The sequence below is a fragment of the Caballeronia sp. LZ003 genome, assembly GCF_031451465.1.
Lineage (GTDB): Bacteria > Pseudomonadota > Gammaproteobacteria > Burkholderiales > Burkholderiaceae > Caballeronia.
The window spans coordinates 143064-157031 of the sequence record NZ_JARUXJ010000003.1; the positions used below are offsets into that span (position 1 = coordinate 143064).

The 13968-nt window shown below is 63.3% G+C and carries 14 protein-coding genes; 11 read left to right on the top strand and 3 right to left on the bottom strand.

Annotation, left to right across the window (positions count from 1 at the left end):
• Window positions 1-70: 70 nt before the first annotated feature.
• From QCE79_RS18730 to QCE79_RS18755, 6 genes are read left to right on the top strand one after another with little or no spacing between them, the layout of a single operon-like run.
• On the top strand, window positions 71-1336 hold the full coding sequence (locus QCE79_RS18730; RefSeq protein ID WP_250494458.1) for an MFS transporter: 1266 nt from the start codon (window positions 71-73) through the stop codon (window positions 1334-1336).
• 12 nt (window positions 1337-1348) lie between these two features.
• Entirely contained in the window at window positions 1349-2542 is a 1194-nt protein-coding gene (locus QCE79_RS18735) for an alpha-hydroxy acid oxidase (RefSeq protein WP_250494459.1), read from the top strand.
• Window positions 2543-2568: 26 nt separating this feature from the next.
• Window positions 2569-3405, top strand: coding sequence for a phytanoyl-CoA dioxygenase family protein (locus QCE79_RS18740; protein ID WP_244830965.1), 837 nt, complete (start codon window positions 2569-2571; stop codon window positions 3403-3405).
• A 4-nt stretch (window positions 3406-3409) separates the two neighbouring features.
• Window positions 3410-4519, top strand: coding sequence for a Zn-dependent alcohol dehydrogenase (locus tag QCE79_RS18745; RefSeq protein ID WP_309846805.1), 1110 nt, complete (start codon window positions 3410-3412; stop codon window positions 4517-4519).
• Between the two features lie 9 nt (window positions 4520-4528).
• The gene (locus QCE79_RS18750; RefSeq protein WP_309846808.1) at window positions 4529-5524 is read left to right on the top strand and encodes an alpha/beta fold hydrolase; all 996 of its coding nucleotides are present in this window, start codon (window positions 4529-4531) and stop codon (window positions 5522-5524) included.
• Window positions 5525-5580: 56 nt separating this feature from the next.
• A complete protein-coding gene (locus QCE79_RS18755) occupies window positions 5581-6600 on the top strand; it encodes a GntR family transcriptional regulator (RefSeq protein ID WP_244830962.1) in 1020 nt (339 codons plus the stop codon).
• Between the two features lie 7 nt (window positions 6601-6607).
• Here the strand turns inward: QCE79_RS18755 and QCE79_RS18760 are convergent, their stop codons facing one another.
• Window positions 6608-7537, bottom strand: a complete 930-nt coding sequence (locus QCE79_RS18760; protein ID WP_244830961.1) for a LysR family transcriptional regulator — start codon at window positions 7535-7537, stop codon at window positions 6608-6610.
• Between the two features lie 126 nt (window positions 7538-7663).
• Between QCE79_RS18760 and QCE79_RS18765 the strand changes: the two genes are divergently transcribed.
• The 5 genes from QCE79_RS18765 (at window position 7664) to QCE79_RS18785 (ending at window position 11167) form a co-directional block, all read left to right on the top strand.
• A complete protein-coding gene (locus tag QCE79_RS18765) occupies window positions 7664-8803 on the top strand; it encodes an iron-containing alcohol dehydrogenase (protein WP_309846810.1) in 1140 nt (379 codons plus the stop codon).
• A 115-nt stretch (window positions 8804-8918) separates the two neighbouring features.
• On the top strand, window positions 8919-9122 hold the full coding sequence (locus tag QCE79_RS18770) for a hypothetical protein (protein ID WP_244830959.1): 204 nt from the start codon (window positions 8919-8921) through the stop codon (window positions 9120-9122).
• Window positions 9123-9249: 127 nt separating this feature from the next.
• Window positions 9250-10200, top strand: a complete 951-nt coding sequence (locus tag QCE79_RS18775) for an urea transporter (protein ID WP_309846813.1) — start codon at window positions 9250-9252, stop codon at window positions 10198-10200.
• A complete protein-coding gene (locus QCE79_RS18780) occupies window positions 10178-10954 on the top strand; it encodes a class II aldolase/adducin family protein (protein WP_250469192.1) in 777 nt (258 codons plus the stop codon). The genes QCE79_RS18775 and QCE79_RS18780 overlap by 23 nt, the downstream gene beginning before the upstream one ends.
• Window positions 10955-10981: 27 nt before the next feature.
• On the top strand, window positions 10982-11167 hold the full coding sequence (locus QCE79_RS18785; protein WP_016347879.1) for a 4-oxalocrotonate tautomerase: 186 nt from the start codon (window positions 10982-10984) through the stop codon (window positions 11165-11167).
• Between the two features lie 96 nt (window positions 11168-11263).
• Here the strand turns inward: QCE79_RS18785 and QCE79_RS18790 are convergent, their stop codons facing one another.
• Window positions 11264-11512, bottom strand: coding sequence for a hypothetical protein (locus QCE79_RS18790; protein WP_309846816.1), 249 nt, complete (start codon window positions 11510-11512; stop codon window positions 11264-11266).
• A 184-nt stretch (window positions 11513-11696) separates the two neighbouring features.
• A complete protein-coding gene (locus QCE79_RS18795; RefSeq protein WP_309846819.1) occupies window positions 11697-13871 on the bottom strand; it encodes a malate synthase G in 2175 nt (724 codons plus the stop codon).
• Window positions 13872-13968 lie beyond the last annotated feature (97 nt).

The window sequence follows — 13968 nt, forward strand, 5'->3', positions numbered from 1 at the left end:
CTACGCTGAATGTACATTGGATGCACTGAACGTTTTCAGCGCAAACCGAGGCCCTCACCAGGAGACATCGATGGAGACGCGTGCGCGCTGGACTCTCGTAAGTCTGTTGTTCGTAGGTGGAGCGATCAGCTATCTCGACCGGGCGGCGTTATCGATCACCGCGCCGCTCATTTCCCGCGAGCTCAACCTCGATCCCGCGCAACTCGGCATCGTGTTTTCCAGCTTTTTCGTGGGCTACGCGATCTTCTGTTTCGTCGGCGGCTATTCGGCGGATCGATGGGGACCGAAATCCGTGCTCGCCGTCTCCATGCTCGTCTGGTCGCTCTTTTGCGGATTGACGGCAACGGCGGTCGGCATCGTCAGTCTGTTGCTCGTGCGCATTGTCTTTGGCATGGGTGAAGGGCCGCTCTGCGCCAACATCAACAAGCTCGTGTCGAACTGGTTTCCGCGCAGGCAGCAGGCGAGCATGATCGGTATCGCGAATTCCGGACAGTCGGTCGGCGCGGCGATCGCGGGGCCCGTGGTCGGCTTTCTCGCGCTGGCGACGAGCTGGCGTACGTCGTTCGTGATCATCGGCGCGGTCGGCACGCTCTGGGTGCTCGCGTGGTTGCTGCTGGCGAAGGACAAGCCGTCGACGCCCATCGAGGAATCCGCCGAAGCCCTCGCGCAAGACGACGCGGCCCTCGCCGCCGATGGCTCCCCCGCGCCGCTGTCCACTTACCTGCTGCGCCCAGCGATCCTTTCGACCGCGTTCGCCTTCTTCGGCTACGCCTACATCCTGTACTTCTTCCTGTCGTGGTTCCCGAGCTATCTGACGATGGCGCATCACCTCAGCATTCAGAAGATGGCCGTGGTGAGCGTGATTCCGTGGGCGGTCGGCGCGACGGGCCTCGTGGTCGGCGGCCTGGTCTGCGACTGGATCTACAAGAAGACCGGCCGCGCCATCTTCGCGCGCAAGATCGTGCTGATCACGAGCCTGGGCGCGGGCGCGGTGTGCATCGGCGTGACAGGCACGGTGACGGACCTGACGAGCGCGGTCACGTTGATGGCCATCGCCGTCTTCTTCATGTACGCGTCGTACAACACCTACTTCGCGATCGTGCTCGATACCGTGGAAAAGCGGCGCGTCGGCGCGGTCGGCGGTTTCGTGCACTTCATCGCCAATCTGGCGGGGATCGTCGCGCCGGCCTTGACGGGTTTTCTCGTGCAATGGTCCGGCAACTTCAAGAGCGCGTTCTTGCTGACCGGCGCGATCGCCGCGCTCGGCGCGATCTTCGTCGCGGTGTTCGTAAGACCGCCCAAGCCTCAATTGCAGCTTCAACCCGAACTCGCGTAACGGCGAAAAATCATGCGACATTACGCGACTATCGAGGAACTGCGCATCGCCGCCAGGAAGCGCGTGCCGCGCATGTTCTACGACTATGTCGATGCCGGTTCGTGGACCGAATCGACGTATCGCGCGAACAGTGACGACTTCGCGCAACTGCAGTTCCGGCAGCGTGTCGCCGTGGATTTCAGCGAGCGCAATCTCACGACGACGATGGCTGGTATCCCCGTTTCGATGCCGGTCGCCATTGCACCGACCGGCATCGCCGGCATGCAACGCGCGGATGGCGAGATTCTCGCGGCGCGCGCGGCCGCGCGCTTCGGTGTGCCGTTCACGTTATCGACGGTCAGCATCTGCTCGATCGAGGACGTCGCCGCGCATACGCAGAAGCCTTTTTGGTTTCAGCTCTACATGATGAAGGACCGCGGTTTCATTGCGGACCTGATTTATCGCGCGAAAATTGCCGGGTGTTCCGCGCTCGTCCTCACGCTCGACTTGCAGATTCAAGGCCAGCGCCACAAGGACAAACGGAACGGTCTGTCCGCGCCGCCAAAGCTCACGCTGCGCAACCTCGCGCATCTGTCGCGCTATCCGCGCTGGTGTGCGGGCATGCTGGGCACGCCGCGCCGCACCTTCGGCAATATCGTCGGACATGCGCCGGGCGTGACGGGCATCGCGTCGATGGCCGACTGGGCCGCGCGGCAGTTCGACCCGACGCTCACGTGGCAGGACATCGACTGGGTGCGCAAGCAGTGGGGCGGCAAGATCATCCTGAAGGGCATCCTCGACGAGGAAGACGCGCGCATTGCCCGCGATATCGGCGCGGACGCGCTCATCGTTTCGAATCATGGCGGGCGTCAACTGGACGGCGCGCCTTCGAGCATTTCCATGCTGCCGCGAATCGCAGAAGCCGTGCATGGCGATATCGAACTGCACATGGACGGTGGCATCCGCTCGGGACAAGACGTGTTGAAAGCGCTCGCTTGCGGCGCGCGCGGCGTGTACATAGGCCGCGCATTTCTGTATGGACTCGGCGCGGAAGGTGAAGCGGGCGTGACACGTGCGCTCGAAATCATCCGCGATGAACTCGATATGACGATGGCCCTCGCAGGCGTCACCGATACACGCGCGATAGACGGCCGCGTATTGCGCTCAGGCGGCTTTACCTCCGGGCGCGGCGCGCTGGAAACACCGGTGCGCATGCAGGTTGCTTGAATCACGGAAAAAAGGAGACTCGCATCATGCTGAAGGCATTGACCCCGCAACAGGTTGAACATTTCCAGCAACACGGCTATGTCGCGCCCATTCGCGTGATGTCCGAAGAGACCGCACTCGAACTGCGCAAGCGCCTGGAGGACTTCGAGCACGAGAAAAGTTCGTTCGCGAAGAAGGCGCTCAACGTAAAGAGCCATCTGCTGTTTCCGTGGCTCAACGATCTCGTGCGCAACGACAAGGTAGTCGATGCAATCGACGATCTCTACGGCGAGAATCTGCTGGTCTGGGCAAGCAGCTTCTTCATCAAGAACGCGCGCGACCCGGCTTACGTGTCGTGGCATCAGGACTCGACGTATTGGGGATTGTCCAAGCCCGATGTCGTGACCGCGTGGGTCGCGCTTTCGGAGAGCAACCGTTCGAACGGTGCGATGCAGGTCGTGCCGGGCACGCATCTGCTCGACCAGATGCCGCATCGCGATACCTTCAACGAGCACAATCTGCTCACACGCGGGCAGGAAGTCGCGGTGGAAGTGGATGAAGCGCAGGCGGTATCGATCGAACTCGCGCCGGGCGAGATGTCGCTTCATCATGTGCGAATCGTGCATGGCTCGCCGCCCAACCATTCGGACAAGCGGCGCATCGGCTATGCCATCCGCTATATCCCGACTTACGTGCGCCAGCTCGAAGGCGAGGACAGCGCCACGCTCGTGCGCGGCATCGATACGTACAACACCTTCGAGCACGAGCCGCGTCCGACCGAGGAACTGGACCCGGCGTTCGTCGCGCTGCATCAGCAGATCGGCGAGCGCAACCTGAACATTCTCTACAAGGGCGCGGGACAAACCGCAACCGGACGACGCTAGACGCATGACGAACACGAAATTCGAAGCAGCGGTCTTGGAGCGTAAAGGCGAGCCCTTGCAGCTCAGGCGCGTCACGCTCGGCAATCTGGCCGACACGGATGTGATCGTGCGCGTGAAGGCGACGAGCCTGTGCCATACCGATCTCGAAGCGGTGCGCGGCGACTTACGCACGCCGCTTCCGTTCGTGCCGGGACACGAAGCGGCGGGTATCGTCGAATGGGCGGGCAACGCAGTGCGCGGCGTGAAGGTGGGCGACCATGTCGTCACGTCGTGGAATCCGCATTGCGGCGCGTGCTTTTACTGTGCACGCAAGCTTTCGATTCTCTGCCAGCCGTATCGCGATCACGCGGCGCAGTCGTTCCATTTCGATGGCGCGCCTCGCCTCTTTCTCGACGATGGCGCGCCCGTGCATCAGTTGATGTATTCGGGCAGCTTCGCGGAGTTGTGCGTGGTGTCGGAAGAGTGTGCGGTGAAGGTGCCCCACGAGATGCCGTTCGACCGCGCGTGTCTCATCGGCTGTGGCGTGATGACGGGCGTGGGCGCGGCGCTGAATGTCGCGAAGGTCGAGCCGGGCAGTACCGTGACGGTAATCGGCTGCGGCGCGGTCGGCTTGTCGGCGGTGCAGGGCGCGCGGCTCGCGGGCGCGGCGCGCATCATCGCGGTGGATCGCTCGTCGGACAAGCTCGATCTCGCGCGCGCGGTCGGCGCCACTCACGCGCTTTCAGCCGACGACAACCTCGCTGCCGCGCATGCCGATCTGACCCAGGGACGCGGCGCGGATTACGTATTCGAGGCTGCGGGCAATCGCGCATCGCTGCGGACAAGCGTGGAGCTTGCAAGGCCCGGCGCGCATGTCGTGTGGCTCGGCAAGCTGCCGGCGGAAGAAGAGGCATCGTTTCGTTGGGCGAGCCTCATGGGCGAGAAACAGATCGTACGTTCGAGCTACGGCGGCGCGAACCCGGCCAGCGACTTTCCGATGCTCGCCAAAGCGTATCTCGACGGCTCGCTGAAACTCGACGAGTACGTGACGTCGCATATCGCGCTTGCCGATATCAACGACGGCTTGCAAAGGCTCGCCACCGGCGCGGAGCTGCGCGCGGTCATCGAATTCTGAGCGAACGTCATGCGTCATCCCGACATGCAACCCGGCTGGATCGACGCGCCGCATCGCAGCGCGACGCTCGGGCGCTTCGCGCTGGAATCGGGCGAACATATAGACGATCTGCTCGTGTCCTACGTCGTGCACGGCGATATCGGCGACCGCGCACGGCCCGTGGTATTGGGCTTGTGCGCGATCGGCAGCACGCATCATCGGCTGGACTTTCTGATCGGCGAGGCGCGTGCCTTCGACCCGCAAAGCGTGAACATCATCGTCGTGGATGCGCTCGGCAATGGCTTGTCGAGTTCGCCTTCCAATGCGTTGAGCCAGGGCGGCGAGCGCTTTCCGCGCTTCACCATCCGCGACATGGTGAAGAGCCAGAAGGCGCTGCTCGATCATCTCGGCATCGATGAAGTGGCCGCCGTGGTCGGCGCGTCGATGGGCGGCATGCAGGCGTTGCAGTGGGGCGTGACGTTTCCGCGCTCCATGCGCAAGCTCGTCGCGCTAACGCCGATGGCGAAGACCACGCCCTGGTCGCAGGCGATCAATCATGCGGGACGCAGCGCGCTTTCTAAGTCGAACGGAGACTGGAGCGCGTGGCTCGCGGTGATGCAGATCATCGCCATGCGTACGCCCGAACGCTTCGCCGATGACGCCGCGAAAGCGGGCAGCACATACGCCTGGCTCGATGCGCGCGCCGCATGGTGGGCGACGCAGCGCGCCGATCCGCTCGACTGGATTGCGCAGTCGCATGCCTACGATACCCACGATGTCGGCACCACCCCCGGCTTCGATGGCGACACCGCAAAGGCGCTGGCCGCGATTGCGGCACCCACGCTCGTCTGCGTGCCCGCGCTCGATCTCTACAATCCCGTTGAAGCGGGCGTCTGGGCCGCGGAGCACATTCCGCAAGCGACCTTGCTGCGGCTGCCCTGCACGAGCGGGCACATGATGGCCTCGGAAGCGGACCCTCAGGCGGCGGCGCAGCTGAACGACGCCATCGCCGAATTCATGCGGTGACGGCGCATACGTGCTGGGGTATGGTTGAGCATTGATCGAATCTGCACGAAGAACACATGAGCCAGTTGAACACCTACGCGACGAATGCCGCCGATACCCCGCCGCTTGATGCAGGCGGCTCCATCCAGCATCGCACTTACCGGCTGTTGCGCGAGATGATCGAGGACGGACGTATCGCGCCTGGAGAAAAGCTGCTCGAAGCGCAGGTCGCGAAGTCTTTTTGTATCAGCCGCTCGCCTGCGCGTATTGCGCTTGCGGCGTTGTGCGCTGACAAGATCATCGTCGAGAGCGAGGGGCGCGGGTATCGCGTGGCGGGAACGGCATCGGCGGAACGCGCGGGCAAGGCGGCCGTGCTCGACAAGGTCGAACTCACTAACGAGCCGCAATGGCAGCGCATGTATGCCGATCTGGAGCGCGAACTTTGTACGCGCGTGCTGTTCGGCTCGGTGCGTATTACCGAGGAAGCGCTGGCGCAGTACTTCGACGTGAGCCGCACTGTGGCGCGCGGCGTCATGGCGCGCATGCATAGCGTGGGCGCGCTGTCGCAGGACCGCAATGGACACTGGATTGCCGAACAGGTGACCGAGGCGCGTATTGGGCATCTCTTCGAAATGCGCCGTTTGCTCGAACCGACCGCGCTGGTGCATGCCGCGCCGCTTGTTTCGCGCGAATTTCTCGAAGGCGTGCGCGAGCGGCTCATCGGCGCGATCGAGGCCACGCATCGCGGCGGCGCCGAAATGGACATGGCGGAAACAGACCTGCATATCGACCTGCTCGCGCATTGCCCGAACAAGGAGATCGTCTTTGCGCTGCAGCGTACGCATGTGCTGTTCGTGCCGACGCGCTATTTGAGCGACCCGTATCTGCAGATTCCCGATCAGCTCATCAGCGATGCCTTCACGGAGCATCTGCGCATCATCGACGACATTCTCGCCGGCAAGCCCGAACGCGCGGCGCAGACCTTACAGGAGCACATCGGCGAAGCGGATACACGGTGGATGCTGCGCTTCGAGATCATCCGGCGCTTGAGGCAGCCCGATCTTCCGCCGTATCTTTCGTCGCTCGGCAGCGTCTGATTCCAGTTCACGCGCGGCCGGCTTCTTCGATCGCCTGCATCAAAAGACGCACGCCGGGAGACAGAGGCGCGTCGCGCCGCGTGACCAGTTCGTAAGGCTCGCTACGCGACGACAATGCAAGCGGCAAGGTGCAGACGATGCCATGCGCCGTGCAAAAGCGCGCGACATCCACGGACACCAGCGCCACTAGCGACGGGTTTTTCTGTAGCAGAGAAAGCGTCGCGAACGCCGACGTGGTTTCGAGCAGATGCGCGGGAAAACGCAGGCCTGCATCGTGAAACTCGCGTTCGAGCAAGAGGCGCATGGGCATGTTCGCGCGATACACGACCCACCGGTGCTTCGCCAGATCCTTCAAGGCCACGCGCTTTCTCTTCGCCAAGGGATGCTCCGTATTGGCGATTACCGCGAGCGTCTCGTCCTGCACGATCGCGCTGTCGTAGAGATACGGCGTCTGACTCACGCTCGTGCGGCACACGGCGAGATCGAGCCGGCCGGCATCGATCAGACTCAGCAACGTCGCGCTCGTATCTTCCACGATTTCCACCGACATCTCCGGCTGACGCGTGGCGACTTCGGTGATCGCATCGGTCACAAGCGGCACCGCGCCCATGATGACGCCGACCGCCACGCGCCCGCCGTATCCACGCATGATGCCGACGATCTCTTCACGCAAATGCGCCAGGTCCGTATGAATGAGCCGCGCGTAGCGGATCACGCAATGGCCGATCGCGTTGGGTTCGAGCCCGCGATTGGTCCGCACGAATAGCGGCGCGCCGAAGGTGGTTTCGATTTCATGGAGCGCCTTGCTCGCGCCCGGTTGCGTGAGCGCGAGTTGCCTTGCCGCGCCGAGCAGCGAGCCGCGTTCTTCGAGCGCGATGAGAAGCCGCAACTGTTTGACATGCAGGCGGGAGATGATCGAGTCGATGCTGGGCGTCATGGCCGCGAGGGTTGAGTAAAAGTTATAGCGGTATCAATTGTCGTCAGTATCGCCGCGAAGTTCTCCGACGTATACTCGACCACCACCGCGGCGCGCTTCGCTCCATATAACCTTTCCTCAGTCACCATGTCCCTCATCAACTACATCACGCAGATTCAGTTCGACTTCGGCGCGTTGCGCCTGCTTGCGGGAGAGTGCGAACGCTTCGGCATCAAACGCCCGCTGATCGTGTCCGATGCAGGCATTCGCGCAGCCGGTCTGCTCGATAAAGTCGTCGATGCGCTGGGCGCGCAAACGCCCGCGCCGGTATTCGACGCGACGCCGCCGAATCCGAACGAAGCGGCCGTGCGCGCGGCGGTGGCGATGTATCGCGAGAACGATTGCGACGGCGTGATCGCGGCAGGCGGCGGTTCGTCCATCGATCTGGCGAAGGGCGTGGCCGTTTGCGCAACCCACGAAGGTCCGCTGCAAAGTTTCGCGGTGATCGAAGGCGGCCTTGCGCGCATCACGGCGGCGACCGCGCCGGTCATCGCCATTCCGACGACGGCGGGCACCGGCAGCGAAGTGGGTCGCGGCGCGATCCTGATTCTCGACGATGGCCGCAAGGTCGGCGTGATCTCGCCTTATGTCGTGCCAAAAGTCGCCATCTGTGACCCCGAACTCACGCTCGGCCTGCCGCCGCTGATGACCGCCGCCACCGGCATGGACGCCGTGGCGCACTGTCTCGAAACCTTCATGGCGCCGGTGTTCAACGCACCCGCCGACGGTATCGCGCTCGACGGCTTGTGGCGCGCGTGGCGGCATATCGAACGCGCGACGCGCAATCCCGCCGACCGCGTGGCGCGCTGGAACATGATGAGCGCGTCGATGCAGGGCGCGCTTGCGTTCCAGAAGGGTCTCGGCTGTGTGCACAGCTTGTCGCACTCGCTCGGCGGCATCAACCCGAAGCTGCATCACGGCACGCTAAACGCCATTTTCTTGCCGGCGGTCATCGCGTTCAACAGCAGCGCGCCGACCATGCAGGAAGAGAGCAAGCTTTCGCGCATTGCGCAGGCAATGGGCCTCGCATCCGGCGATGAAGTCGGCGAGGCCATCCGCGCGATGACCGCGACGCTCGGACTGCCGCGCGGTTTGTCCGATCTCGGCGTGACGCGCGAATTGTTCCCGCGCATCATCGCTGGCGCGCTGAAGGACCACAGTCATAAGACGAATCCGCGCGAGGCATCGACGGAAGATTACACGGCGATTCTCGAGGCATCCCTGTAATTCGGGCCGGAAGGCAAGACAAGCGACGGCGGCCTATTTGCGGCATTGCAACACGACCCTTACGGGAAAACCCTAGGTTCTGTTACAATGATTGGCAAATTTTGGGGAACTTGCCATGGGCCGCCGCTTCGTTGTCGTAGAAAAGATCGCTTTTACCTTACTCACCATGTCCGCCGTGCTGGACGCGAGCTATATCACGTGGGAAAGCCATCCTAATTTCCGTGAGAACGTTACGGAAATCGTCAAGATGAGTTCAGACCTCTCGTTGGCGAACCCCGGCGGCGACGCCACGCCGCTCGTTCCCATGGCGTTCAATTAAGTTTCACGTCGCCGCGCTCGCCTTCTTCGAGCGCGGCAGTCGCATACCTGCTATACGGCCCGCCGTCGCACGGCGCGCGCACCTTGTCTTATGCTGGCGGCTCCTCAAGCCGTTTCCGCCGCCACGCATGTCCGCCGCCATCCACACCAACGCCAGTTTCGGCGATCAAATCACGAGCTTTGCCCGCAGCATCGGGCAAATCGTCCTGCAGCGTAATGCCGCGACGGGCGTCTGCATCTTCGTCGCGCTGCTGTGCGCGAATCCCCGGCTCGCGTGCGGTCTGCTTATCGGCGCGTTGACGGGCAACGTCATTACCGTCATCACGCAAGACGCGGATTCACCCGCCATGCGCGACGATCTCTACGGTTTCAACGGCGCATTGGCCGCGCTCGCGGCGTTCACGTTTATCGGCGATGCATCGCAGGCGGCGGCTGTGGCCATTGTCGCGGCGATGGCCGCGACGCTCATCGCCCCCACGCTCGCCGGCAAACTCATGCGCTTTGGCTTGCCGATCTTCTCCAGCCCGGCGATCATCGTGACCTGGTGCTGGCTGCCGTTTCTGGCCGGGCGCGGCGATACAGGCGCGATTCCGCCCGTCGCGACGGGCTTCGTTTCCATGCTGCAAGCGGCTTTCGCGGGCCTCGCGCCGATTGTCTTCGCGACCGGCGCGCTGGCCGGTGCGCTCATCGCAATCGGGCTGTTTGCCGCCGGGCCGTCGCGTGCGGCGTGGGCGCTCGCGGGCAGCGGACTCGGCGCGTTTCTGCACGCACTCGGCGGCGCAAGCGATGCCGTCGCGCTCTCCGGTGCATGCGGTTTCAATGCGGCGCTCGCGGCGCTGGCCGCCGCGCCGCTCGGCGGCCGCTATGCGCTGCTGGCGATCGTCGCATCGGTGTTGTTCGAGCGCGTGATCGATTGCCTGGGCGTCGCCGCGTTGACCGCGCCTTTCGTGCTGGCGTCGTGGACGGTGCTTTGCATGGCGCGCCGTCTCGAGGCGCATACGGACAAGTCGCATTGCATGCAGGCAGCGCCCGCTCTCGTCGATAAAGGAGACTCACATGTCGTTCACCCACACGCCTGAGCGCCGCATCGCGGAAAGCGGACCGCGTTCGGCGGCCGAAGCGGCGACGCGCGCCGATCTGGCGGCGGCGTATCGGCTCGTTGCGCTCAACGGCTGGGACGATGTCGTCTATACGCACATCTCGGCAAGCGTTCCCGGCGAGCCCGGCCGCTTTCTGATCAACCCGTTCGGGCTTTCCTTCGACGAAGTCACGGCGTCGAATCTCGTCAAGATCGATATCGATGGCAACGTGATCGGCGCGAGCGCGCATCCCGTGAACGCGACCGGCTTCGCGCTGCATGGCGCGGTGCACGCCGCCCGTGCCGATGCCGTTTGCGTGATGCATCTTCACGTGCGCGAAGCGATCGCCGTGTCCGCGCAACCGCACGGCTTGCTGCCCGGCTCGCAACATGCCATGCGCTTTCACGGGCACCTGGCGTACCACGATTACGAAGGCCTCGCGTTTTCGCCGGCGGAAGGCGAGCGGCTGGTTGCGAGTCTCGGCGCGCATCGCGCTATGCTCTTGCGCAATCACGGGCCGCTTACGCTTGGGCGCACCATCGCCGAGGCTTACGTGCTGATGGATATGCTCGTGAAGGCGTGCGACATTCAGCTGCGCGCGCTGGCGGGCGTGGGCAAGATGATCGTGCCGAATCCGGATGTCGTCGCGCGCACGGCCGCACAATTGCACGACGACGATGCGATCGAAGGCGCGCTCGAATGGCCTGCGCTGCTGCGCAAGCTCGAGCGCATCGACCCGTCGTATCGGGAATGAAGGTTCAACTCAAAGGAGATCGACGGCATGCCGACATTCAATATTCAACTGTTCGAAGGCCGCACGGCGGAAGAGAAGCGCAAGTTCGTCGAGGCGATCACGCGTACGACTTGCGAGACGCTCGGCTGCGAGCCGGGCTCCGTGGATATCATTCTGACGGATGTGAAGCGCGAGAACTGGGCGACGGCGGGGAAGCTCTGGTCGGAGCAGTAGTTGTGGGTTTATGTGGCTGACGTTTCGGCTGTCTGCCGCTTTTGGATGGATCGCCGGATCTCAATTCTTTCACCGGATCCGAGCGCGATGCGCGCATCATACGACGGGCGACGCCTCTTCAGCGGCAAGCGCGGCCTTCACCGCAGGGCGTGCGCCGATCCGGTCCACAAAGCGTGCGAGCGACTTCCAGCGCTCGATGTCTATTGAGAAGTGCGGCAGCCACGACAGTATCGTGTATAGGTAGGCGTCCGCCACACCGAAGTCGCCGACCTGTGCGGCGGCCTTCGAGACAGATCGCGCATCCGCCACGGCCACCAGCAAACGCCAATGCATCAAGTTCATCATGATCGGATGGGCTTAAGGGGAAATCGCGGGCGAGCGCTTCGGGGCGCCATGCGTCGATAACATCGACCGCTTTTGAACAAGGTCTGACGCCGATGAATGCAACCTAAGTACCTTCAGCCGAACTCTCGTTGCGTAAGTGACTAATCGACGAAGGACCGCCAAGCGGCCCTTCATCCAAAGCAACTCAAGCCGTCTGCTTGGCTGCCAGCCGGAACTTATGCAACAACGGTTCCGTATACCCGCTAGGCTGCGTACGACCCTCGAACACCAGCGCGCACGCCGCCTTGAACGCATACGAACTGTCGAATGCCGGCGCCATCGGACGATAATGCGGGTCTGCTTCGTTCTGCTGGTCCACCACGGCGGCCATGCGTTCCAGCGTTTGTCTCACCTGCTCTTCCGTGACGATGCCATGCCGCAGCCAATTCGCAATGTGCTGGCTCGAAATGCGCAGGGTGGCGCGGTCTTCCATCAGGCCGACATCGTGAATGTCCGGCACCTTCGAACAGCCCACGCCCTGATCGACCCAGCGCACCACATAACCGAGAATGCCCTGTGCGTTGTTCTCGATCTCGCTCTTGATGTCGTCTTCCGACCAGCTCGGCTTGTCGACCACCGGAATGGTCAGCAGGCCATCCAGCAGTTCGTTCTTCACGCCGTCGTAGTCGATGCTCTCCATGTCCTGCTGAACGTGCTGCACATCGACCTGATGGTAATGCAGCGCATGCAGCGTGGCCGCCGTGGGCGAAGGCACCCACGCCGTGTTCGCGCCCGCCTTCGGGTGCGCGATTTTCTGCTGCAGCATGGCGTGCATGAGATCGGGCATCGCCCACATGCCCTTGCCGATCTGCGCGCGGCCGCGCAAGCCGGTGTTCAACCCGACGAGCACGTTGTTGCGCTCGTATGCGCCAATCCATGCGGACGACTTCATGTCGCCCTTGCGCATCATCGGGCCGGCTTCCATCGACGAATGCATTTCGTCGCCGGTGCGATCCAGAAAGCCCGTGTTGATGAACGCGACGCGCGCGCCCGCCGCCGCGATACATGCCTTGAGGTTCACGCTGGTGCGGCGTTCCTCGTCCATGATCCCCATCTTGATGGTATGACGCGGCAAGCCGAGCAGGTCCTCGACGCGCGTGAAAAGCTCGTCCGAAAACGCCACTTCGGCGGGACCGTGCATCTTCGGCTTGACGATATAGATGGAGCCAGTGCGCGAGTTGATCTTGTTCTTGAGGTCGTGCAGCGCGCCGAGCGTGGTCATCACCGCGTCGAGAATGCCTTCGGGAATCTCGTTACCGTCGCGATCGAGCACGGCGGGGTTGGTCATCAGGTGCCCGACGTTGCGGATGAAGAGGAGCGAGCGGCCATGCAGCTTGAGCGTCGAGCCGTCGGGCGCGGTGTATTCGCGGTCGGGGTTCAGGCTGCGCGTGAAGCTCTTGCCGTTCTTCGTCACCTGCTCGGCGAGATTGCCCTGCATGAGACCGAGCCAGTTGCGATAGAGCGCGGTCTTGTCGGCGGCATCGACGGCGGCCACCGAATCTTCGCAATCGATGATCGTGCTCACCGCCGCTTCCATCAGCAGGTCCTTGACATGCGCGCCATCCGTCTTGCCGATGGGATGATCGGCGTCGATCTGAATCTCGACATGCAGGTCGTTATGCTTGAGGAGGATGGCGTGGGGCGCGCTGGCATCGCCCTGAAAGCCCGCGAACTGTTCCGGGTTCGCGAGGCGGCTCTTGTCGTCCTTCAGCGTGACGACGAGCTTGCCCTGTTCGATGCTGTACTTCGTGGCGTCGACATGGGAGCCGTGCGCGAGGGGCGCATTGTCGTCGAGAAAGGCGCGTGCATAGGCGATTACTTTCGCGCCGCGCTTAGGATTGAACTCGGCCGTGCGCTCGGCGCCGTCGCTTTCGTCGATGGCATCGGTGCCATACAGCGCGTCATACAGACTGCCCCAGCGTGCGTTCGCGGCGTTGAGCGCATAGCGCAGATTCGACAGCGGCACGACGAGTTGCGGACCGGCCTGTTCGGCGATTTCGCGATCGACATTGGCGGTCGTTGCGCGCACGCTGGCAGGCGCGGGCACGATATAGCCGATCTCTTCCAGAAACTTGCGATACGCGCGCAGGTCGCGCACCGGGCCAGGATTGCCGCGATGCCAGTTGTCGAGTTCGGTCTGCAGGCGGTCGCGCTCGGCGAGCAACGCGCGGTTCTTCGGTGCGAGATCGTGCACCAGGGCGTCGAAGCCTTTCCAGAAGGAAGCAGTATCGACGTCCGTGCCGGGAATGGCTTCTTCTTCGACGAACTTGGCGAGACTCGTGGCGACCTTGAGGCCGTGTTGTTGGGTCATGTCGGTCATGGGCACTCCGGCTGAACGATGCTTCAGGGGTTTTTGGGCGGGCTGGGCAATATGGTAGCGCGGATTGACGGCGGGTCGCTGTTCGAAACGGCAAGCG

Coding starts and splice junctions, on each gene's coding strand:
- QCE79_RS18730 (WP_250494458.1), top strand. CDS start 71: ATGGAGACGCGTGCGCGCTGGACTCTCGTAAGTCTGTTGTTCGTAGGT.
- QCE79_RS18735 (WP_250494459.1), top strand. CDS start 1,349: ATGCGACATTACGCGACTATCGAGGAACTGCGCATCGCCGCCAGGAAG.
- QCE79_RS18740 (WP_244830965.1), top strand. CDS start 2,569: ATGCTGAAGGCATTGACCCCGCAACAGGTTGAACATTTCCAGCAACAC.
- QCE79_RS18745 (WP_309846805.1), top strand. CDS start 3,410: ATGACGAACACGAAATTCGAAGCAGCGGTCTTGGAGCGTAAAGGCGAG.
- QCE79_RS18750 (WP_309846808.1), top strand. CDS start 4,529: ATGCGTCATCCCGACATGCAACCCGGCTGGATCGACGCGCCGCATCGC.
- QCE79_RS18755 (WP_244830962.1), top strand. CDS start 5,581: ATGAGCCAGTTGAACACCTACGCGACGAATGCCGCCGATACCCCGCCG.
- QCE79_RS18760 (WP_244830961.1), bottom strand. CDS start 7,537: ATGACGCCCAGCATCGACTCGATCATCTCCCGCCTGCATGTCAAACAG.
- QCE79_RS18765 (WP_309846810.1), top strand. CDS start 7,664: ATGTCCCTCATCAACTACATCACGCAGATTCAGTTCGACTTCGGCGCG.
- QCE79_RS18770 (WP_244830959.1), top strand. CDS start 8,919: ATGGGCCGCCGCTTCGTTGTCGTAGAAAAGATCGCTTTTACCTTACTC.
- QCE79_RS18775 (WP_309846813.1), top strand. CDS start 9,250: ATGTCCGCCGCCATCCACACCAACGCCAGTTTCGGCGATCAAATCACG.
- QCE79_RS18780 (WP_250469192.1), top strand. CDS start 10,178: ATGTCGTTCACCCACACGCCTGAGCGCCGCATCGCGGAAAGCGGACCG.
- QCE79_RS18785 (WP_016347879.1), top strand. CDS start 10,982: ATGCCGACATTCAATATTCAACTGTTCGAAGGCCGCACGGCGGAAGAG.
- QCE79_RS18790 (WP_309846816.1), bottom strand. CDS start 11,512: ATGATGAACTTGATGCATTGGCGTTTGCTGGTGGCCGTGGCGGATGCG.
- QCE79_RS18795 (WP_309846819.1), bottom strand. CDS start 13,871: ATGACCGACATGACCCAACAACACGGCCTCAAGGTCGCCACGAGTCTC.